This is a genomic window from Pelagicoccus sp. SDUM812003 (assembly GCF_031127815.1).
Classification (GTDB): Bacteria; Verrucomicrobiota; Verrucomicrobiia; order Opitutales; family Opitutaceae; genus Pelagicoccus.
In genome coordinates, this window is the sequence record NZ_JARXHY010000007.1 from 272,973 (window position 1) to 296,998 (window position 24,026).

General features: G+C 56.9%; 26 protein-coding genes. 19 read left to right on the forward strand and 7 right to left on the reverse strand.

The genetic code is table 11. The features are described 5' to 3' along the window. The first annotated feature begins 61 nt into the window (after positions 1 to 61). Positions 62 to 1,417, forward strand: coding sequence for a hypothetical protein (locus QEH54_RS12080; protein ID WP_309018934.1), 1,356 nt, complete (start codon positions 62 to 64; stop codon positions 1,415 to 1,417). Here QEH54_RS12080 and aroQ read toward each other — a convergent pair. Together aroQ and QEH54_RS12090 are read right to left on the reverse strand one after the other, a co-directional pair. After that, positions 1,391 to 1,807 (reverse strand): type II 3-dehydroquinate dehydratase, encoded by a 417-nt coding sequence (gene aroQ / locus QEH54_RS12085; RefSeq protein ID WP_309018935.1) that lies wholly within the window; start codon positions 1,805 to 1,807, stop codon positions 1,391 to 1,393. The two genes, QEH54_RS12080 and aroQ, sit on opposite strands and share 27 nt — an antisense overlap. A 73-nt stretch (positions 1,808 to 1,880) precedes the next feature. Then, positions 1,881 to 2,636 carry a Nif3-like dinuclear metal center hexameric protein gene (locus tag QEH54_RS12090; RefSeq protein WP_309018936.1) on the reverse strand — a complete coding sequence of 252 codons (756 nt, stop codon included), beginning with the start codon at positions 2,634 to 2,636 and terminating at the stop codon, positions 1,881 to 1,883. 146 nt (positions 2,637 to 2,782) lie between these two features. Here QEH54_RS12090 and QEH54_RS12095 point away from each other — a divergent pair, with 146 nt between their 5' ends. The 9 genes from QEH54_RS12095 to QEH54_RS12135 all read left to right on the forward strand — a co-directional run bounded on the left by QEH54_RS12095 (position 2,783) and on the right by QEH54_RS12135 (position 9,035). Continuing rightward, complete coding sequence (locus QEH54_RS12095) at positions 2,783 to 3,346, forward strand: YqgE/AlgH family protein (RefSeq protein WP_309018937.1); 564 nt, start codon at positions 2,783 to 2,785, stop codon at positions 3,344 to 3,346. Positions 3,347 to 3,470: 124 nt separating this feature from the next. After that, positions 3,471 to 3,596 (forward strand): type B 50S ribosomal protein L36, encoded by a 126-nt coding sequence (gene ykgO / locus QEH54_RS12100; protein ID WP_083794514.1) that lies wholly within the window; start codon positions 3,471 to 3,473, stop codon positions 3,594 to 3,596. Between the two features lie 31 nt (positions 3,597 to 3,627). Continuing rightward, the gene (locus QEH54_RS12105; RefSeq protein WP_309018938.1) at positions 3,628 to 3,873 is read left to right on the forward strand and encodes a type B 50S ribosomal protein L31; all 246 of its coding nucleotides are present in this window, start codon (positions 3,628 to 3,630) and stop codon (positions 3,871 to 3,873) included. Between the two features lie 169 nt (positions 3,874 to 4,042). Continuing rightward, a complete protein-coding gene (locus QEH54_RS12110) occupies positions 4,043 to 4,690 on the forward strand; it encodes an HAD-IB family phosphatase (protein WP_309018939.1) in 648 nt (215 codons plus the stop codon). A gap of 18 nt (positions 4,691 to 4,708) precedes the next feature. Then, complete coding sequence (locus QEH54_RS12115) at positions 4,709 to 4,939, forward strand: hypothetical protein (RefSeq protein ID WP_309018940.1); 231 nt, start codon at positions 4,709 to 4,711, stop codon at positions 4,937 to 4,939. A 20-nt stretch (positions 4,940 to 4,959) separates the two neighbouring features. Next, positions 4,960 to 5,832, forward strand: a complete 873-nt coding sequence (locus QEH54_RS12120; RefSeq protein WP_309018941.1) for a 1,4-dihydroxy-2-naphthoate polyprenyltransferase — start codon at positions 4,960 to 4,962, stop codon at positions 5,830 to 5,832. Between the two features lie 81 nt (positions 5,833 to 5,913). Then, positions 5,914 to 6,756: an aldo/keto reductase gene (locus QEH54_RS12125; RefSeq protein ID WP_309018942.1), complete on the forward strand. Its 843-nt coding sequence runs from the start codon at positions 5,914 to 5,916 to the stop codon at positions 6,754 to 6,756. 128 nt (positions 6,757 to 6,884) lie between these two features. Beyond that, entirely contained in the window at positions 6,885 to 7,604 is a 720-nt protein-coding gene (locus tag QEH54_RS12130) for a cytidylate kinase-like family protein (protein ID WP_309018943.1), read from the forward strand. 141 nt (positions 7,605 to 7,745) lie between these two features. Beyond that, the gene (locus QEH54_RS12135) at positions 7,746 to 9,035 is read left to right on the forward strand and encodes an aminotransferase class V-fold PLP-dependent enzyme (protein ID WP_309018944.1); all 1,290 of its coding nucleotides are present in this window, start codon (positions 7,746 to 7,748) and stop codon (positions 9,033 to 9,035) included. 16 nt (positions 9,036 to 9,051) lie between these two features. Here QEH54_RS12135 and QEH54_RS12140 read toward each other — a convergent pair whose 3' ends face one another. Further along, positions 9,052 to 9,588 carry a RidA family protein gene (locus QEH54_RS12140; protein ID WP_309018945.1) on the reverse strand — a complete coding sequence of 179 codons (537 nt, stop codon included), beginning with the start codon at positions 9,586 to 9,588 and terminating at the stop codon, positions 9,052 to 9,054. Continuing rightward, positions 9,578 to 10,690, reverse strand: a complete 1,113-nt coding sequence (locus QEH54_RS12145) for an aminotransferase class I/II-fold pyridoxal phosphate-dependent enzyme (protein WP_309018946.1) — start codon at positions 10,688 to 10,690, stop codon at positions 9,578 to 9,580. The genes QEH54_RS12140 and QEH54_RS12145 overlap by 11 nt, the downstream gene beginning before the upstream one ends. Positions 10,691 to 10,857: 167 nt before the next feature. Here QEH54_RS12145 and QEH54_RS12150 point away from each other — a divergent pair, with 167 nt between their 5' ends. The 9 genes from QEH54_RS12150 to ligA all read left to right on the forward strand — a co-directional run bounded on the left by QEH54_RS12150 (position 10,858) and on the right by ligA (position 22,050). Then, entirely contained in the window at positions 10,858 to 11,631 is a 774-nt protein-coding gene (locus QEH54_RS12150; protein WP_309018947.1) for a TIGR01458 family HAD-type hydrolase, read from the forward strand. Between the two features lie 65 nt (positions 11,632 to 11,696). After that, the gene (locus tag QEH54_RS12155; protein ID WP_309018948.1) at positions 11,697 to 12,617 is read left to right on the forward strand and encodes an alpha/beta hydrolase; all 921 of its coding nucleotides are present in this window, start codon (positions 11,697 to 11,699) and stop codon (positions 12,615 to 12,617) included. A gap of 317 nt (positions 12,618 to 12,934) precedes the next feature. Further along, complete coding sequence (locus QEH54_RS12160; protein ID WP_309018949.1) at positions 12,935 to 14,746, forward strand: methyl-accepting chemotaxis protein; 1,812 nt, start codon at positions 12,935 to 12,937, stop codon at positions 14,744 to 14,746. A 46-nt stretch (positions 14,747 to 14,792) separates the two neighbouring features. Beyond that, positions 14,793 to 16,025: an OprD family outer membrane porin gene (locus QEH54_RS12165; RefSeq protein ID WP_309018950.1), complete on the forward strand. Its 1,233-nt coding sequence runs from the start codon at positions 14,793 to 14,795 to the stop codon at positions 16,023 to 16,025. Positions 16,026 to 16,143: 118 nt separating this feature from the next. Beyond that, positions 16,144 to 17,457, forward strand: a complete 1,314-nt coding sequence (locus QEH54_RS12170; protein WP_309018951.1) for a hypothetical protein — start codon at positions 16,144 to 16,146, stop codon at positions 17,455 to 17,457. Positions 17,458 to 17,661: 204 nt separating this feature from the next. Continuing rightward, positions 17,662 to 18,603, forward strand: a complete 942-nt coding sequence (gene hflK / locus QEH54_RS12175; protein WP_345785655.1) for an FtsH protease activity modulator HflK — start codon at positions 17,662 to 17,664, stop codon at positions 18,601 to 18,603. Between the two features lie 23 nt (positions 18,604 to 18,626). Next, positions 18,627 to 19,571: a protease modulator HflC gene (hflC, locus tag QEH54_RS12180; protein WP_309018953.1), complete on the forward strand. Its 945-nt coding sequence runs from the start codon at positions 18,627 to 18,629 to the stop codon at positions 19,569 to 19,571. 57 nt (positions 19,572 to 19,628) lie between these two features. Then, entirely contained in the window at positions 19,629 to 20,057 is a 429-nt protein-coding gene (locus tag QEH54_RS12185) for a PGPGW domain-containing protein (RefSeq protein ID WP_309018954.1), read from the forward strand. A gap of 244 nt (positions 20,058 to 20,301) precedes the next feature. Then, the gene (ligA, locus tag QEH54_RS12190) at positions 20,302 to 22,050 is read left to right on the forward strand and encodes an NAD-dependent DNA ligase LigA (RefSeq protein WP_309018955.1); all 1,749 of its coding nucleotides are present in this window, start codon (positions 20,302 to 20,304) and stop codon (positions 22,048 to 22,050) included. Between the two features lie 161 nt (positions 22,051 to 22,211). On the opposite strand, the gene QEH54_RS12195 is transcribed toward ligA, so the two are convergent. From QEH54_RS12195 to QEH54_RS12205, 3 genes are all read right to left on the reverse strand, one after another. Beyond that, on the reverse strand, positions 22,212 to 22,646 hold the full coding sequence (locus tag QEH54_RS12195; RefSeq protein ID WP_309018956.1) for a retropepsin-like aspartic protease: 435 nt from the start codon (positions 22,644 to 22,646) through the stop codon (positions 22,212 to 22,214). 145 nt (positions 22,647 to 22,791) lie between these two features. Further along, on the reverse strand, positions 22,792 to 23,409 hold the full coding sequence (locus QEH54_RS12200) for a LysE family translocator (protein WP_309018957.1): 618 nt from the start codon (positions 23,407 to 23,409) through the stop codon (positions 22,792 to 22,794). A 70-nt stretch (positions 23,410 to 23,479) separates the two neighbouring features. Then, complete coding sequence (locus tag QEH54_RS12205; protein ID WP_309018958.1) at positions 23,480 to 23,887, reverse strand: hypothetical protein; 408 nt, start codon at positions 23,885 to 23,887, stop codon at positions 23,480 to 23,482. Positions 23,888 to 24,026: the final 139 nt, after the last annotated feature.

The window sequence follows — 24,026 nt, forward strand, 5'->3', positions numbered from 1 at the left end:
GGGAACATACGACCGTTTCGCGCCACTAGAGAGAACTCCAACAGACTGTATCGCTTCCTTTATGATTCTCCTCGCTTTTCGGATGCTCATGCCCTCGCTCGCCGCCTCGTGTCTGGCGTTGTCCTTTCTTTCCGAAACCCGCGCCCTGGAGGCGGGCAGGGAGCCGGAGGAGGGCGCCCCGGTGTTCTTTCTGGAGGAAGTCATACCGAATTGCGCCTGCAAGCAGCCTAGCTACTGGGTGCGGCCCATCGTCGAGGTGGATGACTTTCGCTACGCCTTTCAGGTGGAGAGCGACTTCGGAAAAGTGGTTATCCTCGGCGTGGAGAACCTGCGGGAGTACCTTCATGAGCTGGAGGTGATCGAGTCTCTCCAGGAGATCGGCCAGACCGAAGCCTTCGCCAAGACGCTTTCCAAGCGCTTCACCGATCCGGTGATGACTACCTTCGGGGTGGCCCGCAGACCCATTTCCACGGTGACAGGTCTTCCTGGCGGCATCACGCGCTACATCGGTGGCAAGCTTTATCAAGTCAGCCGCACCTCACGTCGCGCCATGGACAAGTTGAGCGACCGAAAGGACGAAGAGGAGGAGCAGGTGGTGGAGGAGGATCAAGAAAAGGTCGGGACCGGAAAGCGGATCGCCCGATCCACTGGATCGCTCAGCCGCAAGCACCTCGGATACGACTCCTCCAAGCGAAAGTGGGCCCGCCAGTTCGGGGTGGATCCCTATTCCTCCAACCCGGCTTTGCAGGAGGAGCTCGGGCGCATCGCGTGGGCGTCATCCTTCGGCGATTTCGCGGGCGATTTCGTCGTCCCTGCTTCGGAAGTGGTCTCCTACGCGGGCAAGGCTAGGGAGCTGGTCTGGGATACGCCGGCTCACCTCCTGGAGCAGAGAAACGAGAAACTGCTCAAGAAACTCAGTGTATCCAAGGATGTTATACAGGAATTCATGGACACGGATGCGTTGTCCTTGACTGAGAAGACGCAGCTCTGCGCTCAGCTGGAGTCCCTTTCGGCAGTCGAAGGCTGCGTGGATCTCGTGGAAATCGTCCTGGAGGCCAAGACCTATCAGGATATCGGAGTGCTGCTCGACACCATCAAGCTGTTGGAGCAATACCAGAGCAAGGTCGCGCCTCTCGCGTCGATTTCGCTGCGTCAGGGCATGCTAAGCGCCGTATCCGAAAATGGATACCTGGTGCTGCCCATCGCCGCTGATTTCCTGCATTGGACTCCTGTGGTTTCGACCGCTCTGACTTCGGACGCCTTCAAGGCGGAGAAGCGCGAGATCTGGATCAGCGGGCAAGTCTCCGGCATCGCGGAGAGTCGGCTTCGCCACTATGGTTGGGAGGTCTTCCAGGAGCGTGACGAAGCGCGGGAGGCTCTGCTGAGCTTGTCAGAGCAGCGCTCGGGCCGCCAGTAGGTAGCCGTCGGTGCCAAGCCCGGTGATGACGCCCTTCGACACCTCGGCTGTGAACGAGTGGTGTCGGAACTGCTCGCGGCTGTGGATGTTGCTGATATGCACTTCGATCACGGTCAGGCCCGAAGCGCTGATCGCGTCGCGCAGGGCCACGCTGGTATGCGAGTAGGCGGCTGGGTTGAAGATGACGCCTTGGCAGTCGGACTCGGCGAGCTCGGAAAACTTGTCCACCAGGTCGCCTTCATGGTTCGACTGGTAGAATTCGAACTCCGCTTCCGGAATGGCGGATCGCAGTTCGGCCGCGATGTCGTCGAGCGTCTTCGAGCCGTATATTTCCGGTTCGCGCTTGCCGAGACGATTCAGATTGGGGCCGTTTAGCACTGCGATCTTCATAATAGCTAGATGTTTGGAGAAAACTCGACGGCTTGTACATGCAGAAATAGCCGCTTGCTGGCGGCTCGAATCCTCAGAGCGGACACTCCGTTTTGATGAACTCCCATTTCAGGTGGAAGGCTTTGGCCGCCTCGGCGGCGAGAGCGGACACGCCGAAGGTTTCGGTCGCGTAGTGACCGCACGCATACACGTTCAAGCCGAGCTCCTGAGCTTGATTGAAATGATGCTGGCGCAGTTCTCCGGTGACGAAGGTGTCCGCTCCGGTGGCTTTCACATGCTCGATGGCGCTGGCTCCGCTGCCTGTGAGCACGCAGATCTTCTCGGGCGCGTCCGAGCCGTATTCGATAGCGGAAAAGCGTTGCCCAAAGGTCTGCTTCAGCACGGCTCTCAAATCGGCCCGGGTGCTGTTCCATTGGCCGATCAAGCCGATGTCGGTGCCTTCGTAGGGCAGGAAGGTATCAACTGGCTTGATGCCCAGCTTCTTCGCCAGCAGAGCGTTGTTTCCGATTTCGGGGTGGGCGTCGAGCGGCAGATGGCAGGAGTAGACCGCCAGGTTTCCGTCGATGAGGGAGCGGATCTTGTCGTATTCAGATCCCACTACGGGCTTGGCTCCGCTCCAGAACATGCCGTGGTGCACGATGAGGAAATCGATCTTCGCCTCGATCGCCTTCTGGAAGGGGACCAGTCCAGCGTCCACCGCCGCTCCTATCTTGGTCACCATGCCGTCGTTGGCGAATTGCAGGCCGTTGAGGGCCCCGGAAAAGTCTTTCACTTGGTGGGTGCGGGCGCGCTGGTCGCAGAACTCGACCAATTTCTTCAGTTCGATCATGAGAGGGATGCTGCTGGAGTGGGAGGGAATTTAAGAGGGTTAGAGAAAACCGAGGCGGCGGGTGGAGGGCAAGTTCTCGCGGGCGCCGCGGCGCTTTTTTGTGGCCAATCCACTGGCGGCGGGCATTTATAAAGGACGACGCAACGATGTACGACGAGTCGCACGAAGACACCATCGAACTCGCAGGTTCCCTGCTGCTAGCCCATCCGCACCTGAAGGATCCAAACTTCGCGAGCACGGTGGTGCTGCTGACTGCCCACGAAGAGGCCGGCTCGCTGGGTGTGGTGCTCAACCGCTTCACCGGAAAGCGACTGCGCGAGCTCAGTCCGGACTTCGAGGAGCTCGGATTGGGCGACATCCCCATATACGAAGGCGGGCCGGTGAACCAGGATCAGCTCATCATCGCTGCGTGGAAAACCCTGACCGAAGAGGGCGCCTTCAAGCTCTACTTTGGCATGGAGCCAGTCGTGGCTCAGTCCAAGATGCAAACCGATCCGGATCTGGAGTTTCGGGCCTTCAAGGGCTACTCCGGCTGGGGCGAGGGTCAGCTGATGGGAGAGCTCGAGGACAACGCATGGGTGGTCAGCGACGTGGACGCGGGCTCCATTTCCAAGCTTGAAGGCGAGCAGCTCTGGCGTCATCTAATAATGGAGGTGAACCCGGAGCTCGGCTTGATTTCGCTGGAACCAAAGGATCCGGACAGCAACTGAGGGTCGCACTCAGGGCGCTTCCCCTAGGCGTTTCGATCCGCGGCCCGACGGCTGCCGAGGGCAGCAAAGTTTTCCTATTCCTTTGTTGACAGGTGGAATGGCAACCGTTCTTTTATCGCCCCTTATGAAAGTAGTCTCTTCACTGAAGTCAGCTAAGACACGTCACCCCGACTGCCAAGTAGTGCGTCGCAAGGGCAGACTGTACGTGATCTGCAAGACCAATCCGCGTTTCAAGGCCCGTCAGGGTTAACCATCGCTCTAACCGCTTTTATTCTTTCGCCGTGAAAAAAGGTATTCACCCAGATTATCATCCAACCGTCTTCGTCGACGTATCGTCCGGGAAGCAGTTCCTGACGAACTCCACCATCAAGTCTGGCCAGACTGAGACAATCGACGGCGTCGAATACGTTAAGGTCGTTCGCGACATCACCATGGACTCCCACCCGGTCTACACCGGCGAAAAGCGCTTCGTCGACACCGCTGGCCGCGTGGAAAAGTTCCAGAACAAGTTCCGTCGTCGCCGCTAGTCGGACGACTCGACCACCGATTTTCCAAGCCCTTGAGCCACGGTTCGAGGGCTTTTTCATGTCCGGGCAGAGCCGCTTCAGGCCCACAGATTGGCAAACCATTTCTTAGCTCGGCCTCAATTCTCGCCTTGAGTCGCTGGCGAGCTCGCTCCTAGGTCTATCCCCCACAATGGCTAAGAATCTCATCTTCATCGACTGCGACAGCACCTTGAGCTCCATCGAGGGCATCGACGAACTGGCCCGTTTGCGGGGCGAAGACACCTTTCGCGAGTGCGAAAACATGACCAATCGAGCCATGGATGGCGAAATCGCCATCGAAGACGTCTACGGGGCTCGGCTGAATCTGATCAAGCCGTCCGCCGAAGAGTGCGCCCGAATCGGCCAGCTCTACATCGAGACGGTGGAGCCGACCGCCAAGTCCTTCCTGGAGAAGTTGAGAGCCTTGGACTGGGAACCGATCATCGTGAGCGGAGGGCTGACGCAGGTGATCGCTCCGTTCGCTGCCTACCTCGGCGTGGATCGGGTCAGGGCGGTGGACTTGATCTTTGATGAAAACGGTGGCTACGTCGGTTTCGACGAAAACTGCCCGACCTCGCGAATGGGCGGCAAGATGGAGATCATCGAAGCCGACCGAGCAGCCCTCGAAGCGATGCGTGTCGTGATGGTGGGAGACGGTTCCAGCGATCTGGAGACGCAGCCTTTCGTGGATCTTTTTATCGGATACGGCGGATTCCTCGAGCGCCCGAAAGTGAAGGCGGAAGCCAAGGCGTTCGTATATCGGCTGAGCGATATCCCAAATCTGCTGACTGCCTTCTAACCCTACCGGACCCCAAAAATGAAAATCGACGATAGTTTCTTGGAAAAGGAAGCCGCCAAGCGTCGCCTGCTGACGTGGGTGCTGATCATGCTCTTTTCCAACGTCATCACGCTTACGATCATCTACGTGACCGGGTTTTTCGAGCGGGAGCCGACCCTCGCTCGAGTGATCATCTACTCCGAGGTCGTGGTGTTCGGGATCGTCTATTTCGTGATAAGAAGAAAGACGGCTCTCGATAGTAGGAAATAGCTTCTGCGGAAGGATAGGCCATGCTCTCGGATTGGATCGACGCCGCCCGCCCCAAGACGCTGCCCGCGGCCGTGGTGCCCGTGACGGTCGGGGCGGCCGAAGCCTATCGCGCGGGAGCCTTTGCGCTTTGGCCCACCGCTGTCTGCCTCGTATTCGCATTGCTGGTGCAGATCGCGACCAACATGGCGAATGATTACTATGACCATATCCGCGGAGCGGATACGAAGGATCGTCTCGGTCCGGAGAGACTTGTGGCTAGCGGTCGTATCTCTCCTCGAGCGATGCTCTGGGCCTCGCTTGGCGTTTTCGCCCTGGCGTTCTTCATCGGCCTAAATCTGGTGGCCTATCGCGATTGGTATCTGCTGGTTGTAGGCATCGTATCCATTGTATTCGGTTATGGATACACTGGTGGTCCGTTTCCGCTCGCCTATCGAGGACTGGGCGATGTTTTCGTGGTGCTCTTTTTCGGCCTCGTCGCGACCATGGGCACTTACTACGTGCTGGTGGGTGAGCTTGCGATCTCCGCTGCTTCGCTCGGGCTGGCGATCGGGCTGTTGGCGAACAACATTCTGGTGGTTAATAACTACCGCGATCGCGATACCGATCGAGCGGCCCGAAAAATGACGTTGATCGCCCGCTGGGGGTTGCGGTTCGGACGGGCCCAATACTGGTCTCAGCTCGCTGGTGCCGCGGGCTCGCTCCTGGCTTACGCCTGGTTGACCGATAGCGTCTGGGCGCTGTTGCCTCTTGGGGCTTTCCCTTTGGGCGCGAAGTTGGCGGTGGACCTGGGGCGAACCGACGGCCGGGCGCTCAACGGCATTTTGGCCAAAAGCGCCGGACTGGTGCTGCTGGTGGGCGCGCTGCTCGCTGCAGGAGTGGTTTTAAGCGCCTAGCGTATTCGTTGATCGCAAGCGAGGGCCGCGGCAGTCGGGCATCGCTTGCCATTGCTGGGCTATGCCCTTATGCCTCGGCTCATGATTTATTACGTGTTTCCCGATGGCGGCAGGATGCCTATGATTGGTTTGGGGACCTATGGGCTTAGAGGCGAGGACGGCGCTCGCTGCGTGCTGGAAGCCCTCGACATGGGCTATCGACATTTGGATACGGCGGCGACCTACGAAAACGAGCGGGAGGTGGGCAGGGGCATGGCGCTCTCCCAAGTTTCTCGCGAAGAGATCTTCCTCACCACCAAAGTGGATCGAGAGGATCTCTGCTACGATCGTTTCATCGCGTCCTGCGAAAGCAGTCTTGAAAGGCTGAATACGGACTACGTCGACTTGCTGCTGGTGCACTGGCCGAATAGAGAAGTGCCGATCGAAGAGACCTTGCGAGCAGCGCAGCGCTTGGTCGAGCAGGGGAAGGCGAGACGCTTCGGCGTATCCAATTTTATCCGACCTTATCTCGAGGAAGCCGTCGGCGCGGATCGTTTGCCGATCGCCACGAACCAGGTGGAGTATCACCCATACCTCAACCAAAAGGGCCTGCTACGCTACTGCCTGGAAAAGCGGATTCTGCTCACCGCCTATTCGCCTTTGGGGCACGGCAAAGGGCATGTTCTCAACGATCCGGTTCTCCAGGAGATCTCTCAACGAATCGGACGGACGGTGGCCCAGGTCGCTTTGCGCTGGCTTCTGCAGAAAGGCATCGCGGTGATTCCCAAATCCGCCTCGCGCTCTCGAATGGCGGAGAATCTAGCAGCCGCGGATTTCGAGCTGGAAGAGGGCTTGGCGCAGCGCATCGAAGCGTTGGAAGAGCGAAAGCGCCTGATCGATTGGTGGCCCGGGGACTTCGAGAAGGATCCCGGAGCCTTCGAATGAGCCCGCTCTTATTCCTCGAGCAAAGGCTGTACTTTTTCCGCTTTTTGGATTAGCTTTCCTTCACTTCAATGCGCGTCGCTGTTAACGCCCCTAATGGCCGCGCCGAACCTCAGAACCCATCCAAAATCATGCTAGTGGAAAAGTCGCTAAGCGCCGTAGCTGGGTACCTCGGCGCCAATCTGTCCGAACGGACCACAGCGCTTTCGGAGCGCCCCAAATACCCCGCCATTACCATTAGCCGTCAGGTCGGCGCTCGAGCCACCACCATCGGCAAGTGTTTGATACGCAGGTTTCAATCTCGAGAAGACGATTCCGCCCCGCCTTGGACGCTCTACGGAAACGAGCTCATGCAGCACGTGCTGCGCGAAAGCAATTTGCCGGAAGACCTCTCTCGTTACTTCCAGGAAGAGTCGTCGCGATCCTGGACCGAGACGGTGGAGGAGATCGTGGGCCTGCACCCGTCGTCTTACGATATCAATCGACGCTGTCATGAGATGATTCTCAATCTGTGCCGACTGGGACACGCGGTGGTGATCGGCCGCTGCGGCAATGTGCTGGCGAAGGATCTCCCCAACACCCTGCACGTGCGATTGGTCGGTTCCGCCAAGCGTCGAGTCGCCTACCTCAGGCAATGCCTTTCGATGTCGGAAAAGGAGGCTCTGGCCTACGCCAAACGGGAGGATCAGGACCGTCGCAACTATGCGAAAGAGAACTTCAACATATCGAATCTCGACGAACCGCACCTCTACGACCTGGTTATCAATACGGATCGCATTTCCAATGAATTCGCGGCCCGCATGATCGAGGAAGCCGCCTTGTGCAAGGCTTCCGAGCCGTTGCTTCACTAGGCCCCGGTGCGAGAGGCGTCATCGGATCGGAGGGAGCTCCCGCGACGGGAGCCTCTCTCTCTTTTTTCTGTCGAATCGCGTGCGCCTAGGCAATCGGCTTAGGGCCACTCTGGTGCGGAACGTGCTGGTTGCCGGCATTGTATGGAACGACGCGAATTTTTCAAAACGGCAGCCATCGCGGGCGCTGCTTCTGCGGTTGCGACGCCCTGGGCCAGGGCGAAAACGAGTGGAGGCATCGGCGATTACGATCGAGGGGGAAGGGAGGCCGCCGAACTTGCTCAAGATGAAGCGTTTTGGATGCGGGTGCGACGCGACTTCGCCCCGGCTCCGGATTTCATAAACCTGGAATACGGCTATTTCTGCCCGGCGGCCCTGCCCGTTTTGGAAGCGGTCGAGGAAAACGGACGCATGATAAACGCCCGCGCCTCCTACTTCATGCGCCGAGAGATGCGGGACGAACTGGAGGAGACGCGCAGCGCCCTCGCAGCGTTAGCGGGAGTCTCCTCCGATGAAATCTGCCTCACCCGGAATACCACGGAATCCATGAATATCGTAATCCAAGGTCTCGACTACGAGAAGGGCGACGAAATCGTGTATTCGGATCAGGACTACGGAAGCATGGTGCAAGCCTTGAAGCAGAAATCGGAACGGGAAGGCATCGCGCTCAAGCAAGTCGCCATTCCGCTGCATCCCAAGAACGACGAGGAAATCGTGTCGGCCTTCGAAGACGCGATCACGTCGCGAACGCGCCTGCTGCACGTCACGCATTTCATCAATCTCTCAGGCCAGGTCCTTCCGGTGCGCAAGATTTGCGACATGGCTCACGCGAGAGGAGTGGAGGTCCTGGTGGATTCCGCTCACGGGTTCGCCCACGTGGACTACCGAATTCCTGACTTCGATTGCGACTACTTGGGTACCAGCTTGCACAAGTGGCTCTGCTCGCCGGTGGGCATGGGAATGCTCTACGTGCGGAAGGATAGGATCCCTCACGTTTGGGGTCTGATGGGTGACGTCGCTCGCGAGGATGGCGACATCCGCAAACTGGAGCGCTTGGGCACGCGCCCCTACAATCACCACATCGGCATGCGTGAGGCGATACGCTACCACGATGCCATCGGTGGCGAAGCGAAGATGCAGCGCCTACGTTATTTGAATCAGTATTGGACCCGGCGCTACAGGGACCATGAGCGGGTTTTTCTCAATACCCCCGACGACCCATCGCGTCATGGGGCGATCGCGAACGTAGGCATTCGTGGCGTGGACCCTGGCGATTTGGGGGACTTCCTCTTCGATCGGTACAATATCCTCACAGCGCCGATTCCCAACCACCCGGTAGTGAAGGGAGTGCGCATCACGCCCGGACTACCCACGCCGCTCAGGCATCTCGACCATCTGGTGGCGGCCCTCGACGACGCGGCTCAAACGCTCTGAAGGAAATGCTGGCGCCTCAGTCGTCGCTTATCTCCACGATAGCGGAGATCTCCACCGGAGCGCCGAAGGGGAGGGAGGACGCCCCGACTGCGAAGCGGGCATGCCTGCCTTTTTCTCCGAAGACTTCTACCAGCAGATCGGAGCAGCCGTTTATGACTTGAGATTGCTTCTCGAAATCGGGGGAGCAGTTCACGTAGCCTTCCACCTTCACGATGCGCTCCACGCGATCAAGGTCTCCGATCTCGGCGAGAAGGGCCGCCAGCAAGGAAACGCCGACCGCACGAGCCGCTTTGTAGCCTTGGTCGATCGACGTATCGATACCGAGTTTCCCTTTCACAAAAGAGCCATCCTGATTCTTGGCGATGGCTCCGGCGAGAAACACCAGATTTCCGGAGCGGACAGCAGGGACGTAGTTCGCGACCGGAGCATTTGTCTTTGGAATCTCGATACCGAGCTCCTTGAGCTTTGCGTCTATTTCGGAAGCTGGGGCGAGCAGGCTAGAGATCAAGCCCGCTAGCGCGAGGGTGAGGTTTCGGAAGGTTCTAGAGCACATAGGAAAGGGCGTTCTGCAGGTCGCGCATCTGTTGGCGGGTCCCGATGCTAACGCGAAGGTAGTTTCGATCGTAGTAGTTGCGAGGGCTGATCTTGATGCGAAATCCGCCGTAGACCGCGTCGGCTATCCTCTGGGAGTCCACGGGGACGGGAAAGAGCACAAAGGTAGTGGAGGAGGAAAAGTAGGCCAGCTCCCGTTCTCGCAGGAACCGGCAAAACTCGGTCCGATTGGCGTTGGTCCTTTGTCGCACTTGCGACAGCCAATCCCGATCTTCGTAGGCAGCGATGGCGGCCTCTAGCGAGACGCGGCTGCAGCCGCAACCGATGCCGGTCACGTAGTATTGAGAAATTCGCGACGCGAGCTCTTCGCTGGTCACCGCATAGCCCACTCGCATACCTCCTAAGCCGTAGGCCTTGGAAAAGGTTCGCAGCACCACCACGGGAAGGCCTTCGCGGACGCAGTCCATCATGCCTAGCTGGTCTGCGTCCCCAGCGAAGTCGAGATACGCTTCGTCAACCAGAACCGGACAGCGCTCGGACACGCGGCGGCAGAAGGCGGCTAGCTCGCTTTTTGAGATGACGGTGCCCACGGGATTCTCCGGATTGCAAATGTAGGCGATCTGCGTTTCATCTGTAATTGACCGCTCGATACGCTCCAGATCGACTTCGCCGTTTTCGGTCCATGGCACCTTGATGTGCTCGACGCCGAATTTCGCTGCCCAGGCCATCAGCGGACCGAACGACGGATCGGAGCTGACGATGTTGCCGCCTCTTCCGCCGAGCGCGTTGGACATGCCCATCAGCACGTCGGAGGACCCCGCTCCCAAGATGACTTGAGAAGGGCGGACCTTTTCGCGCGCGGCGATGAGGCGCTTGAGCTGATCTTGCGTCTCCAGCGGATACTCGTGGCCGAACTTGGCGTTGGCTTGCGCCGCAGCGATAGCCCGCGGAGAGGGACCAAACTGGTTTTCGTTTATGGACAGGTTGACGAAGTCGCGGGCCGAGCTCGCGGCGCCACCTTCCTGCCCAGAAAGGATTCGTGGGCTGAATGCGGCCGCCCCGGCGGCGATCGAAGCGTTTTTGAGCCAGTCGCGTCGTTTCATAGGTGAGACATCTTTTCGTTCCCCGAAACCAGTTTTCGCGCCATATGGGCGGTCGGGGCGAAATCGCTCCGACGGTTTGTTCCTCGATATACCGGCGTGGGCTTTTTGACCTCTCCGAAAGTCGGTGTAGGTTGAGCGAGAGGAAAAAACGGAAAGGAGCGATCGGAATGGATACCATAAATGCGAAGGGCTATTTGCTCGATATGGATGGCGTTTTCTACGTGGGCGGGAAGCTGCTTGACGGGGCCAGGTCCTGCCTGCGGGAACTGCAGAAGCGAGACATCCCGTTTCGATTCGTCACCAACACCACGACTAAGACGAAAGTCGAGCTGATGGAGAAGCTGGAGGGGCTGGGGTTACCCGTGGAGGCGTCCTGTCTTTTCACCGCAGTGTCAGCGACCAAGCGCTTTCTCGAATCGCGAGGGAGTCCTAGTCTGCACCTTTTGGTGAGGGATACGGTGAAAAAGGAGTTTTCCCGATTCGAGCTCGACGCGGATACGCCGGACTATGTGGTGATTGGCGACATCGGAGCGAACTGGGATTACGAAACGCTCAACGATGTATTCAACATGCTGATGCGCGGGTCAAAACTGCTGTGCATGCATCGAAACAAGTTTTGGCAGGACGAGAATGGCTTGCGCATGGACATCGGGGCCTTCGTGGCCGCTTTGGAGCACGTTTCCGACCAGAAAGCCACTGTGGTCGGCAAGCCGACCAGCTCGTTCTTCCAGCAGGCGGTGGGCTCCATGGAGCTGGAGGTCGATCAGGTCGCCATGGTGGGCGACGACATCGAGGCGGATGTGGGAGGCGCCCAATCGAGCGGGCTGCAAGGGGTGCTGGTGAAAACGGGCAAGTATCGTCCGGAGCTGGTTTCGCGCAGCTCGGTGCGTCCGGACTTCGTGCTCGACAGTATTGCGCAGTTGCCGGATCGATTGGGTTGAAATACGGAAGAGGTTGCCGGAGAGAGCCTTGCATTGCGGCATATTTGTCGTCTCAATCCGCAACCATGCTCCGTTCCCTCATCGCCCTTTTCATTCCGTCAATGCTGCTCGCTATGCCTTCTTCGCCCGTAACGATCCCGCTCTGGAACGAGACTCCGCCCAACCATCGATCTTCCGAACTGGAGGAAACGCACTACGAGGGCGATATCCTCAGCGTCACGCTCGTGCAGGAGCCGAGCATCGAGGTCCGCCTCCCGTCCCGCAGCAACGCCACTGGCGATGCCATGCTGGTGTGCCCTGGAGGCGGGTACGGCTTTCTGGCCTACGACTGGGAAGGCACCGATATCGCCGCATGGCTAAACGCCAACGGCATCGCCGCCATCGTGTTGAAATACCGGCTGCCTGAGGATGAGAGCAACGAGCAGCCGCGCCTGACGCCGTTGATGGATGCTCAGCGTGCGATGCGCCTCGCTCGCTTCCATGCCGAGGATTGGGGCTATCAAAAGGATCGCATCGGCGTGATCGGGTTTTCCGCTGGCGGACATTTGGCGTCCACTCTTGGAACCCATTTCGACCTCGGGGATCCGGAAGCGCTCGACGAAGTGGAGAGGATGAGCTGCCGTCCCGACTTCATGGCGCTGCTGTATCCGGTTATTTCCATGGACGAGTCCGTGACCCATATGGGCTCGCGCAACAACTTGCTGGGAGAGGATCCGCCTTCGGATTGGGTGCAGGAGTTCTCCAACGAACTCCAGGTCGGCCCCGACACGCCGCCCACCTTCCTCGTGCATTCATCGGACGACGGAGCTGTGCCGGTGGCGAACAGCCTGAGGTTTTACGAAGCCCTGCTGAAGAACGAGGTCGAAACCGAAATGCATCTGTATCCGTACGGCGGGCACGGCTATTCGCTGGCGATCAACAAGGGTCGGCTCGGCGAGTGGCCTGAACTCTGCGCCCGTTGGATCAAGGAACTGAGCTTGGACTAGACTCTTCCGTCGCTCGTTCGCCGAAATACGGCTTCGTTCGCGTTTCGAGCTCATTTCGAAACCACAAGGCCTAGCACCTGGAATCAACCCTAGGCGATAGGGACTTTTTGAGCGCTCATGAGAGCGGATCTCCCTCCCAGAAGGCTAATCGCAGACATTAGCGACTCTGCAAACTCCTGCATAGGGCGACTGATCGATTGTATCAGATTAAGTTGGTACCTAGTTCACCGATGAGGGTGACTCGTATTAAGTGTAAGCGCTTATCGTTCAGTAGCGTTTACACTTGTTTGACTAGAATCCCTTAATCTTCCACTAGCATGACTCTCAAACTTCGAGATAAGATTCTCTACAGCGCCCTTGCTCTCATTCTGACCGGGATGGGCACGCTTGCGACGGTGAACTATTTCGTGTTCAGCGATGCCCTCAAAAGCGGCATCGAATCTCAAAGCATCCAGCAAGCTCGCAGCGCCGCAAGCGAGCTCGATGCATGGCTCCAGGAGCGCCGGGCGACATTGGCTAATTGGGCGGACCAGTTTTCCGATGATCTCTCTTCCGTGGAGGACCGGGCTGAGCTTCCCATGAAGCTTCGTCGCGTGGCGAAGAGCGCCGCCTACGCGGATTCGATCTATATCGTCTCTACGGACGGAAAACTGCTTTCGAGTTCCGAAGAACCTCCCGCGTCGCGTCTGGAACTGATGCGCAGGCTTCTGAATACACGAGAGGTTGGGAGCCTGTATACGGACATCGGATACGACGAGGCTCAGGCGAAGGCTTGCTTGCTCGCTACGGTGCCGATGGGGCCCGACGCCAATCTCGTGGTCGATTGTTCGCTGACATACATCTTCGAGCGATTCGTTTCCGATATCCAGGTGGGCGAAGAAGGTTATGCCTACATTTCAGATGATCATGGCTTGATCGTATCGCATCCGAATAGTGAATACATCGCCACGCTCGACATTTCGAAGCACGAGTGGGGCCGCATCACCTTGCAGAAGGGAGATGGTTTCGTGGACTACGAGTTCGAGGGCAAGCCCAAGATCGGCGCCATGAAACGCGTCGAGTCTACGGGCTGGGTTTTCTGCGTCACGGCTTACAACGAAGACGTATTCGCTCCTTTGGTAGCGGTGGCTCGGGAGTCGATTCTTGTTTTGGTGATCATCTGCGTCATCACGGCGGTCGTAATAACATGGCTGGCCGTTCGCATCGTGCGTCCCATCAATACCATCATCGACGGGCTGGAGGAATCCGCTTCCCAGGTCAGCTCCGCTTCCGCGCAGGTCGCGTCCACCAGCGTGCTGCTTTCCAAGAGCTCCTCCGAACAGGCTTCGTCCGTGGAGGAAACTTCCGCCTCGCTCTCGGAGATCGCCGGAAAGACCAACGGAAACGCGGAAAAGGCCGACAGCGCATCGCGCATGCTCAACGAGACCGCTATCAGCAGCCTCAACGAGGTGAGCCGTCGCATCGAGCAGTCGCAGAAGGCGATTCGGGAAACCACTAGCACCGCCTCCGAAACGCTGAAGGTAGTCAAGACGATCGACGAGATCGCGTTTCAGACCAACCTGCTGGCTTTGAACGCCGCCGTCGAGGCTGCTCGGGCTGGCGAAGCGGGCATGGGATTCGCCGTGGTAGCTGAGGAGGTCAGAGCTCTCGCGGGCAAGGCTGCCTCTGCGGCGCGCACTTCTGGCGAGCTGATCAATCGCTCCTACGAGTCGGTGCAGCAGGTCTCGCATCTGAACGCCCAAATTGCGGAATCAATGAGTAGTAATTTAGAGATTGCTCATCAGGTGGCGAGCCACATGAGCGAGATCTCCGAGGACTCCACGTCACAGGCAGCCTGCATTCAGCAGATCAGCAGCTCCATGTCGACCATCGACAAGGTGACCCAGGACAATGTGGCGAGCTCCGAGGAGAGCGCCGCGGCAGCCGAGCAGCTGAAAGGCCAGGCCGAGCAAATGCGCGAGTTTGTTGGCCAGCTCCTCAGCGTGATCGATGGAAAGAAGCAGTCGAAAGCGAACGTATCCAAAAACTGGAATAGCTCAGACGACGGCTTCGCAGACTTTTCGCCTTCCCCGAAGGGAAATGCGAATCGGCGACGCACGGACGGCATGCCGGTCGACCTCTTCAATTGAGGACGCCTGAGCGAATCGGGCGCCATTCATTTCAAATCGAACGAACATGAGATTAGGACTAGGAAACAAACCTCTTCGCTACGGGACATTGGCGGCTCTCTTGACCGGGTTGGCGGCGACTGGTGAAACCATGGGAGCCGAGCGCGAGCTGATCCCAGGAGTGGATCTGAGCGGCTCCGCTCTGCTCATCATGATGGGACGCGACTACGGAGGCGATGCCAAGGGGGAGAGCGCAAGCGCATCGATCACTCTGAACGCTGACGCGAAGCTGACGGATACCGTTTCGGCCCGCGGTCAGTACATTCACGTGGAAAACGTCGCTGAAAACGGCTGCGAAGGCGCTCCGTATTGGCTTTCCAACGACGATACCAGAGTGCTCAACGAGCTCTACTTGGATCTTAACTTCGCGAATCTGGGCCCCAAGGGCGCTTCGCTGGTCCTGGGGCGTCAGGCGATCGCCTACGATTTCTTCGCGGCCTACAAGATCCGCCATAAGGCCCAGTCGATCGAAGGGCTGGTGATGAAGACGAGCCCTTACGACGGGCTGCAGGTCGATTTCGGGCATATCGAACGGTACAGCGCCTGGCCGTGTCGCGAAGATGGGACCTCGACGCTCACGGCCGAGTTTTCGAGCTTGAGTGAACGCCTCGGTTTCGGGGGAAGCGATGATGGCGTGCAGTTTGTATCCGCGAACTGGAAACAGAGCGAGCGCTTGGATCTCACGGCATATGACTACTTCGCGAACGATTTCTACAACAACGTCGGCCTAAAGGCCGAGTACGCCATCGCGACGACTTCGGACGCCTCGTCGTGGATCCTTTCAGGACACTTCGTCCAGCAGGATGGCGACGGAAGCGGACTCATGTCGGATCATCAGGCAAGAGCTTCTGAGTTGAATCTTCGATACAGGAAGGGCGGCTTGACGATGGACGCGGGTTGGACCCATATCGCGAACGATTCCAACCTTTCGGTCCCTTTTCGCACATCGTTCTCTATCGATGCCACCTTGCTCTGGTACACCAGCCAATTCGAAGCGGGCGCGGATTCCTTGCACCTGAAGACCGTCTATAAGACCGGGCCTTGGACCTTGGTCAACGTCCTGGTGGGAGCCGAGCACGAGGACCGTAAAGAGCAGGAGTTCGATGTGGTGGCGAAGTACAGCTTTCAAAACAGCTTTTGGGCTGCGTTCAAGGGAGGCTACGGGCATCGCGATTTCGCCGACAGCCGGTCCAGCCAGACCGCGACCGACCTGCGCCTCTTCGTCGGCTACGACTTCTAAACGACTTAGCAGCGTTTCGTGACGTCCCGCAGGCCTTTAGGTTTGCGGGATTTTTTTGAAACCTGCTGGGAGTTGTGGTGTAGGGAGGTGGTACACTGCCAATCCAAGCCAACGCTCCATGACACCTCGTATCCTCCTCCTCAATCTACCGCACCGTCTTAACTCGTGCCGAATCCTCGCTGCCGCGCTGCTGTTGGTGGTGGCGGGCGCTTCGCCCGGATTCGCCCAATCGCTAAGAGGCGGCAAGGTTTTCGAAGATTATTATCAGCTCGATCCGTTCGAGGTCGTCGGCGAGGAAATTCCCATAACCGTGTTCGCCCGCAGCAATGCGGATCGGCGCTATGCTCTGAAAGTGGCCCATGCGGTTATCGAGGTGGTCTACGTGACCTTGGAAAGGTCTCCTGGAGCGGGGCTTGTGATCATCGGCGAGTCGGACGAGCCGCATCCGGTATTCGTATTCAGGCGTTTTCTGGAGCTCGCGGAATCGGAGGCGGCCAGTCCGGAGCTCAAGCGAATGGGGCTCACGCTGGGCAAGGAGCTTCAGGACTGGAGGGACTCTATCCATATCGACCTCGACGAGGATGAAGGGGAGGAGATCGATATCGACGAAACTGTGCTGGTGAGCGCGTTTCCCTTGCCGCTGGATGGCATAGCGTCGGCTCTCTACACCTTGGCTTGGGAGGAGGGATTCGACGAACGACGAATCGATGAGCGCTTGAGAAACACGAGTGTCGAGGGCTTGCAGCAGGGCACGATCAGCGAATTCGACTGGGTTTTCTATCTGCCGCCCAGAAGCTCGCTCAACGAGCTGATCAAGGAAGCTCTGCCAGCGATGATGAAGCGCGAGAAGGTCGGGTTCTTCAAACGAGCTCTGGTGCGCGGGGCCATCGCGACTTTCAAGCCGATGATCAAAGACATGTTCGAGGGGATTCGGAAGGGCATCTTCTATGCCTCCATACTCGAGCAGCAGGGCGTGTTCAACGAAGGCGACCTGAAGGCCTTGTTCGATGCTTACGTCGGATCGCAAATGCCGAGAGGGCGCATCCTGCCGGGTGACAAGGTGGACTGGGCGATCGATGCGGTGGAAGCGCAAAAGGTGGCGAATGAAGAGTATGCGAAAGATCCCTACATCGCTCCGATCCCGCTGCAGAGCTACGACTTGGACGACTACAAGCATCTCAAGGGCGTCTATATTCGCGAAAACGACGATCCGCACTACTTCGTCATCGAGAATGGCGGATTCCGTTGGCAGTATCAGGATTGGGAGAACGAGCCAATGATTCCCGCTGGGGATTCGACCTTCGTGTCGGAAAACGGCGAGTTGAGCCTTCGCTTCTTCGAGGATCCGGAGGACGGCCAGACGAAGGTCGATCTGCGAAAGGGCCGCTTTCGGCAGACCTACACGCATTTGTCGAGCGAAGTCGATCGTTAGCTCGTCCATACGGAGGTTTGCAGCGGGTTTCGAGCGGAGCTCGCCATGCTCTTGGCATGAGCAGTGGGGCGTGAGTCATTTGTCCCCCGCCATCGCGCAGTGGCGGTGAACGCGATTTCCGTTGTTCTCTCTCAGTTCACCTGACACACCCCTAAGCATATGGCAGAGAAATTCGAAATCAACGTGTCTGACAACCTCAAGAACATGGGCGGGTCTATCCGCTCGCTGGCTGGCATCGCGCTGGTCCTTCTTTTGGCGGTCGGAGGTTTTACCAGTTTCTACACCGTTCCCGCGGAGTCTCAGGGAGTCATCCTGAGATTCGGGCAGTACGTGCGCACCACTCCATCTGGGCTGCACTTCAAGCTGCCGTTTGGAATTGAAAAGAAATACGTGCTGCCTGTCGAACGCCAGCTGCAGCTCGAGTTCGGCTTTGGCACGCCGGGAGCCACCAACCCGACCCAATACTCCAATTCCGCTACGGAGCAGCGTCGGGAAAGAAACATGGTCACGGGCGATCTCAACGCAGCTACCGTGGAATGGACCGTTCAATACCGCATCGCAGACCCGCGTTCCTTCCTCTTCGAGGTGCGAGATCCGGAGGTCACCATGCGCCACATCTCGGAGTCGGTCATGCGAGCGGTGGTCGGAGACCGTACCGTTGACGAAGTGATCACCATTGGACGCCAGGAGATCGAGAACGAGTCGCTCGTTATGATGCAGGACCTGGCTAACCGATACGGATTGGGGCTGAGCATCGACCAAGTCCAGCTCAAGGATGTGAATCCACCCGAGCCGGTTCGCCCATCCTTCAATGAGGTCAACCAGGCCCAGCAGGAGCGCGAAAAGGCGATCAATATCGCCAATGGCGAATACAACAAAGTCATCCCGCGAGCCCGTGGTCAGGCCGAACAGCGCATCCAAGCCGCAGAGGGCTACGCTCTCAAACGCGTCAATGAGGCGGAGGGCGATATCGCTCGCTTCAACGCCGTATTGGAGGAATACCTCAAAGCTCCCGAAGTGACCAAGCGTAGGCTTTATTTGGAGACGATGCAGGAGGTGCTGCCAGGCATCGAGCGCAAGATCATCGTAGATAAGGACGCGAATCAGATCCTGCCTCTGATGCAGATCTCCACCGAGCGCAAGTAGCAACCTAAGGAAATAAAAGTATCATGAAATCAATTGCACAAATCGTTGCTCTCCTCGTCATCGTCGTCGGCGCCTTCGTCGTCTATAACTCCGTATTCACCGTTTCCGAAACCGAGCAGGTGCTCATCACGCAGTTCGGGAAGCCGGTCGGCGAGGCCATCACCGAGTCTGGTCTTCACTTCAAAATTCCGTTCATTCAGGAAGTGAATGTCATGGATAAGCGGATACTCAATTGGGATGGACGCCCGCACGAGATGTCTACCAAGGAGAAAACCTACATCCTCGTCGACACCTATGGCCGCTGGCGAATATCGGACGCCAAACAGTACTTTCTTCGCCTGAGCAACGAGCGCAGCGCCCAGTCGCGCATCGACAACATTCTCGGTTCCGAGACCCGTAGCGCCGTGGCGAATCATGAGCTGATCGAAATGGTGCGCTCGGACAAGAACCGCGAGCCCAAGGAGCTTTACGCGATCGAGGGCGCGGTGGGCAAACTCGGCGCGATCGTCAAGGGACGTGGAAAGATCGAGGAGGAGATTCTCGCCAACGCCGCCCCGAAACTCGTCGAATTCGGCATCGAGCTTCTGGACGTGCGGTTCAAACGAATCAACTACAACGAGAGCGTACGGCAGCAGATCTACGAACGCATGATTTCCGAACGCCAGCAGATTGCCGAACGCTATCGCTCAGAGGGCGCGGGCGAGGCAGCGAAAATCACCGGCAGCCGCGAACGCGAGCTGCAGAAGATCGAATCGGAAGCCTATCGTAGCGTGCAGGAGATTCGCGGTTCCGCTGACGCGAAGGCCTCCGAGATCTACGCGAACGCCTATAACCAATCGCGCGACGCGGTGGAGTTCTACGAGTTTGTCAAGTCGCTGGAGGCCTACCAGAAGATCCTGTCCGACGATACGACTATGGTGCTCACCACGGAGAGCGACCTTTTTAAGTATCTGAAGCAAATCGACTAGGCTCGAACGACTGTTAACTTTATCGCCGTATCCGAAAACCGGATGCGGCTTTTCTGTATGATGAATTCCGTTTTCCAATGGATCGAAGCGAATGAACAGCTGACGCTCGTATTGGCGGCTGCTAGCGTCTTCACTTTCGTAGCGTCCTTGATCGCTGTACCTCTGCTGATAATCCTCATGCCCAGCGACTTCCTGACAAGGCCTGATCGAATAAGAACCGATGTCGGCATCGCGCGAATGTTCGGGAGAGTTTTGAAGAATCTGCTGGGCTTGATTCTGCTCTTCATGGGACTTGCTATGCTGGTGCTCCCTGGACAGGGCTTGCTCACTATGCTGATCGGAATCACTCTGATCGATTTCCCAGGAAAGAGGATACTGCAGATACGAATCCTGCGGGTAGGGGGAGTGCGGCGTTCCGTATCATGGATACGGAGAAAAGCGGGCAAACCTCCTCTGAAACTGCCAGCCAGACTGCCGACTCGTTGAAATCTTTTTGTGGACATGTTTCGCCCCATTGGGCGAAATAGAGCCTGTGAATCCCTCTTGTTCTTGTTATCCCCACAAGAAACGTCTTCCCGTATGCCTGCCTTTTCAGGCTTTTCTGATTTCGTTTCTTTCTTTCTGTCTCGCGAGCTCGACGCTAGGCGAGAGTCGATCGAAGAACTCGGTTTCGTCTCTAGAGGATCGATGCACCGAGTCCAATCAAGCGCCCGTTCCCGCTTCGTCGCGTGTGGCGGAGCTGAGACGCCTGATCGCGTATCATGATGACTTGTACTACCGAAAAGCGAAGCCGGAGATTAGCGATCGTGATTACGACTTGCTTAAGTTGGAGCTGGACGAGCTGTTGGAACGCTTTCCCGAGCTAGCTGAGGAGACCAATCCTGTAGGCGTGGGTGATGACCGAACTGGTCGCTTCGCAGATGCGTCGCATCGGGTGCCTATGCTTAGCTTGCGAAAAGCTTACGAGAAGGCGGATCTGGAGCGATTCGTCGAGTCCGTTCAGATGCCAGGGAATGTCGGTCTGGAGATTCTAGTGGAGCCAAAGCTCGATGGTGTCGCATTGAGTGTCGTCTATGTCGAAGGACGACTAGATAGAGCGATTACTAGAGGGAATGGTCGTATTGGAGAAAATGTTACACAAAACGTTTTAGCGATGTCCCTGTTGCCGGAGCGACTTCTATCCGCGAATCCTCCGGAGCTGGTCGAAATACGGGGAGAAGTATTCGTCAGTCGAAAGGCCTTTTACGATTTCAACGTGCGAAGGATGGAAATGGGTGAGGAACCTTTTTCGCTGCCCCGCAGCTTGGTGGCGGGATCGCTCAAACTCGAGAGCGCTCAGGAGGCGAGCGGTAGGCCTTTGTCCTTTCTCGCATTTGGAATCGGAGCTTATCTTCCAGAGGACGACAATCCGATGTCTCAGCTTTCCCTTTATCAACGTTTCGCCGCATGGGGTGTTCCTGCTCTCGAGGTCTTTCGGATAGCGAGGTCTAATAGCGAACTCGAAAAGCTCATTCATGAAGTGAATAGCGAAAGAGGGTTGTATCCATTCTATACCGACGGACTTGTCTTGAAGATAAACGATATCCGCCGGCAGCGAGAGCTGGGATCTTCGACCAGCTATCCCAACTGGGCGATCGCGTGCAAGTTTCGAGAGAACCATGTTCGTACCAAGCTTCTTGGGGTTGACGTGCAAATAGGAAGAACGGGACGAATAACGCCGGTTGCCCAGTTGGAGGCAGTGGAAGTCGACGGGAGCCTCGTCCGGCGAGCTGCCCTGCACTCGTTTCAAGCCATCGCGGAATTGGATTTGCGGATCGGCGATATGGTGGTTTTGGAAAAGGCTGGGGCGGTGATTCCCAGCGTATTGCGGGTCGATCTCTCTTTCAGAGACTCGGATTGCCGAATTGTAGTCCCTCCGAAAGAATGCCCCTGGTGCGGGACCTACCTAATCGAGCCTTCTTCGAAAGGCTATCCTTCTTGCCCGAATTGGTACTGTGACGGACGAGTGCAACGACGATTGGAGCATTTCGTTTCCCGTCAGGGAGTCTTCATAAGAGGAATAGGTCCAGCCACGATTCGAGCCCTCAGGTCTTCTGGAGCTATCGACCGTGCATCTGATTTTTATCGATTGGATTCGAAACGGTTGATTGAAGCATTGGGTGTTAGCGATGTATCCGCTCAGAAGATACAAGAGGCTATCAATGAAACGCGGACGGCAGAGCTATGGCGCTTCATTGCTGGATTGAGCGTTCCGGACTTGGGAGAGAAAGGCAGCAAGGAGTTGGCTTTGGCTGTTGGTTCGCTCGATGTCTTGAGTAAGCTAGATCCCTCGTGCTTGGAAACCGAAGAGGGGATGGAAAAATGGAATCTCAGCTCCATCGCTGCTAGAAGTCTCAAGCGTAGCCTCGAGCAAACGGATTTGCGAGCGACGATCAATGACCTGCTTGATCAAGGAGTGAATCCCCAGGTCCGGCGCTGAGGCGCAAGTCTTCCTGGCGGCAAGCGAGAACGCTCTCGCGAAGAGTTAAGGCCCGTAAGGTTTGCATGGTATTGGGAAGGAAGCTGCTCCCCCTGTTGCTCTACACGTAAAGTAGCCCGAAACGTGTCACGGGGTGTCAGCGGCGACTGGTGTTGACCTGCTCATTGCCGTTTAGGACGTTTGATGGATAGTCGCGAGGTTTCATAATGAATCGTTGATCGCAGAATCTCGAGTAAGTCGGATCCGATCACGCCTCCAAATTCCTCGATTCCGTTGCTCTTGGAAAATCGTTCGAAACTGGAGAGGTCTACACAGCTCACTGGATAGTCCGTAATTCTCAACTCCCCCAGCTTTAGGTCGACATTCGTGGTCCATCTCTTGTCTCTAGCTCCCGATAGCCAAGTCGCATCGTTTTCGGTCTCTTTGAGTTCGAGCCCAAGCTCTTCAGCTAAAGAGGCGTTCAGAATCGTATAACCGCCTGTATCTAGAAACATCCGCATCGGGCGTCCTTCGATTTGTACATCTGCAAAGAGTTTGCCGTCTTTATCGGATGTCAGCTCTAGCACGTGCTTCTTGGGACCAGAGAAGTATGTCATGGTCTTGGGCTCCGCTCGCGCGCTTTCTGAGAGTGAGATTAATATGAAGATGCAGATGAAAGTCCTCATTGTTCTGAAGAGGCGAAGCTGACGTGCTCGGTCAGCGCGGAGAGTCCGCCGAAGTTGTATTTCTTCTCTGAAGTCTTCAACGTTCTGACAGCGCTAGTCTTAGGCCCATGGAAGCGAATGTTCCGGCCACCACTCTCCTTGACCACTTTTGGGCTGAGGGCGATTCCATGACGCTCGATCTGAACCGGTTGGCGAGGAGGCCGTAGCCCACGAAGACCAGGAGGGTCAAGATCATGAACAGCAGGCTCAGGGTGGTTAGTTGGATCAGGTACGAGGCGCCCTCCTTTCGTATGAATTGAGGCAGGAATGCTAGAAAGAAAACCGTCAGCTTCGGGTTTAGAACGTTGATGAGTATCGCTTTGGTCACTATTGAAAGTTGACCCTGCGGGCTGACTTGTTCGCCTTCTGTCACGGCGCTTCGGCTCCTCATTGTAGAAAATGCCAGATAGAGCAAGTAGACCACGCCGACATACTTGACGATCTGGAAGGCCAGGGCGCTGGCATGAATGAGAGTGGAGAGCCCTAGAATTGTCGCTAGCAAGTGCGGAACGATGCCCAAGGTACATCCTACGGAGGCCCAGAAGGCAGCCGAGCGTCCCCTTGTGATCCCGATGGAAACCGTGAAGAGCACACCCGTACCGGGAATCAATACGACGATGAGAGCCGTTGCGAAGAAGCTTAGATCGATGGTCATAGCGTTTTTCCAAACGTGAAGGTCTTGCTCGAGGGCCGAGAGCTACGATGAGAATGAGTTGGGTGAGACCTCACTTTGAGGTGCCTGAAGCTTGGGGCGCTTGGCCCGAGTTGTATCGAGCGACCTGTTCGCTGACCTTTTTATTTATGATCTCTTTCAATGTTTCTTCGTTTCTCTCCGTCATTTCTGGAGAATCTTCTAAGAACTCGATTTCTATATCTTCATCGTTCGTGGTGCGGATCTTAACGTAGAATCTGTTCAGGTGGTCTAGATTTTTCCATTCAAGATCACGATTCAGTCCATGATTCGTTATTTTGTATCTGGAGTCCTCTTTCACCAATCTGACGACGCGATTGTACTGACCATAAGTCCCGAATTCTTGACCGTAATTTGCCAACCCGAGGTGCATCTGGACCAGTTGAACCGTCAAAACTAGAATTAGGAAAGAGGACAGACCAACTAGGAACTTTTTCTTCATGATCTTATTTTAGCGAACGTGAAAGCCATAAGCGAAGGTCGGCACGGAGCGCTGGCCGGAGTCGTATGGGACGACTTCCATGGGAAGGCACTGCAAGTTAATAATATAAAGGAGTTCACGACTTTTGTATATCAAGTCA

Excerpts from the sequence above, each read along its gene's own strand:
- hflK (WP_345785655.1), top strand. The coding sequence starts at position 17,662 with ATGGGCGGGTCTATCCGCTCGCTGGCTGGCATCGCGCTGGTCCTTCTT.
- QEH54_RS12170 (WP_309018951.1), top strand. The coding sequence starts at position 16,144 with ATGACACCTCGTATCCTCCTCCTCAATCTACCGCACCGTCTTAACTCG.
- QEH54_RS12090 (WP_309018936.1), bottom strand. The coding sequence starts at position 2,636 with ATGATCGAACTGAAGAAATTGGTCGAGTTCTGCGACCAGCGCGCCCGC.
- hflC (WP_309018953.1), top strand. The coding sequence starts at position 18,627 with ATGAAATCAATTGCACAAATCGTTGCTCTCCTCGTCATCGTCGTCGGC.
- QEH54_RS12080 (WP_309018934.1), top strand. The coding sequence starts at position 62 with ATGATTCTCCTCGCTTTTCGGATGCTCATGCCCTCGCTCGCCGCCTCG.
- QEH54_RS12115 (WP_309018940.1), top strand. The coding sequence starts at position 4,709 with ATGAAAATCGACGATAGTTTCTTGGAAAAGGAAGCCGCCAAGCGTCGC.
- QEH54_RS12135 (WP_309018944.1), top strand. The coding sequence starts at position 7,746 with ATGGAACGACGCGAATTTTTCAAAACGGCAGCCATCGCGGGCGCTGCT.
- QEH54_RS12150 (WP_309018947.1), top strand. The coding sequence starts at position 10,858 with ATGGATACCATAAATGCGAAGGGCTATTTGCTCGATATGGATGGCGTT.
- QEH54_RS12195 (WP_309018956.1), bottom strand. The coding sequence starts at position 22,646 with ATGACATACTTCTCTGGTCCCAAGAAGCACGTGCTAGAGCTGACATCC.
- QEH54_RS12185 (WP_309018954.1), top strand. The coding sequence starts at position 19,629 with ATGATGAATTCCGTTTTCCAATGGATCGAAGCGAATGAACAGCTGACG.
- QEH54_RS12205 (WP_309018958.1), bottom strand. The coding sequence starts at position 23,887 with ATGAAGAAAAAGTTCCTAGTTGGTCTGTCCTCTTTCCTAATTCTAGTT.
- QEH54_RS12095 (WP_309018937.1), top strand. The coding sequence starts at position 2,783 with ATGTACGACGAGTCGCACGAAGACACCATCGAACTCGCAGGTTCCCTG.
- QEH54_RS12155 (WP_309018948.1), top strand. The coding sequence starts at position 11,697 with ATGCTCCGTTCCCTCATCGCCCTTTTCATTCCGTCAATGCTGCTCGCT.
- QEH54_RS12130 (WP_309018943.1), top strand. The coding sequence starts at position 6,885 with ATGCTAGTGGAAAAGTCGCTAAGCGCCGTAGCTGGGTACCTCGGCGCC.
- QEH54_RS12200 (WP_309018957.1), bottom strand. The coding sequence starts at position 23,409 with ATGACCATCGATCTAAGCTTCTTCGCAACGGCTCTCATCGTCGTATTG.
- QEH54_RS12160 (WP_309018949.1), top strand. The coding sequence starts at position 12,935 with ATGACTCTCAAACTTCGAGATAAGATTCTCTACAGCGCCCTTGCTCTC.
- QEH54_RS12145 (WP_309018946.1), bottom strand. The coding sequence starts at position 10,690 with ATGAAACGACGCGACTGGCTCAAAAACGCTTCGATCGCCGCCGGGGCG.
- aroQ (WP_309018935.1), bottom strand. The coding sequence starts at position 1,807 with ATGAAGATCGCAGTGCTAAACGGCCCCAATCTGAATCGTCTCGGCAAG.
- ykgO (WP_083794514.1), top strand. The coding sequence starts at position 3,471 with ATGAAAGTAGTCTCTTCACTGAAGTCAGCTAAGACACGTCACCCCGAC.
- QEH54_RS12125 (WP_309018942.1), top strand. The coding sequence starts at position 5,914 with ATGATTTATTACGTGTTTCCCGATGGCGGCAGGATGCCTATGATTGGT.
- QEH54_RS12120 (WP_309018941.1), top strand. The coding sequence starts at position 4,960 with ATGCTCTCGGATTGGATCGACGCCGCCCGCCCCAAGACGCTGCCCGCG.
- QEH54_RS12165 (WP_309018950.1), top strand. The coding sequence starts at position 14,793 with ATGAGATTAGGACTAGGAAACAAACCTCTTCGCTACGGGACATTGGCG.
- QEH54_RS12140 (WP_309018945.1), bottom strand. The coding sequence starts at position 9,588 with ATGTGCTCTAGAACCTTCCGAAACCTCACCCTCGCGCTAGCGGGCTTG.
- QEH54_RS12110 (WP_309018939.1), top strand. The coding sequence starts at position 4,043 with ATGGCTAAGAATCTCATCTTCATCGACTGCGACAGCACCTTGAGCTCC.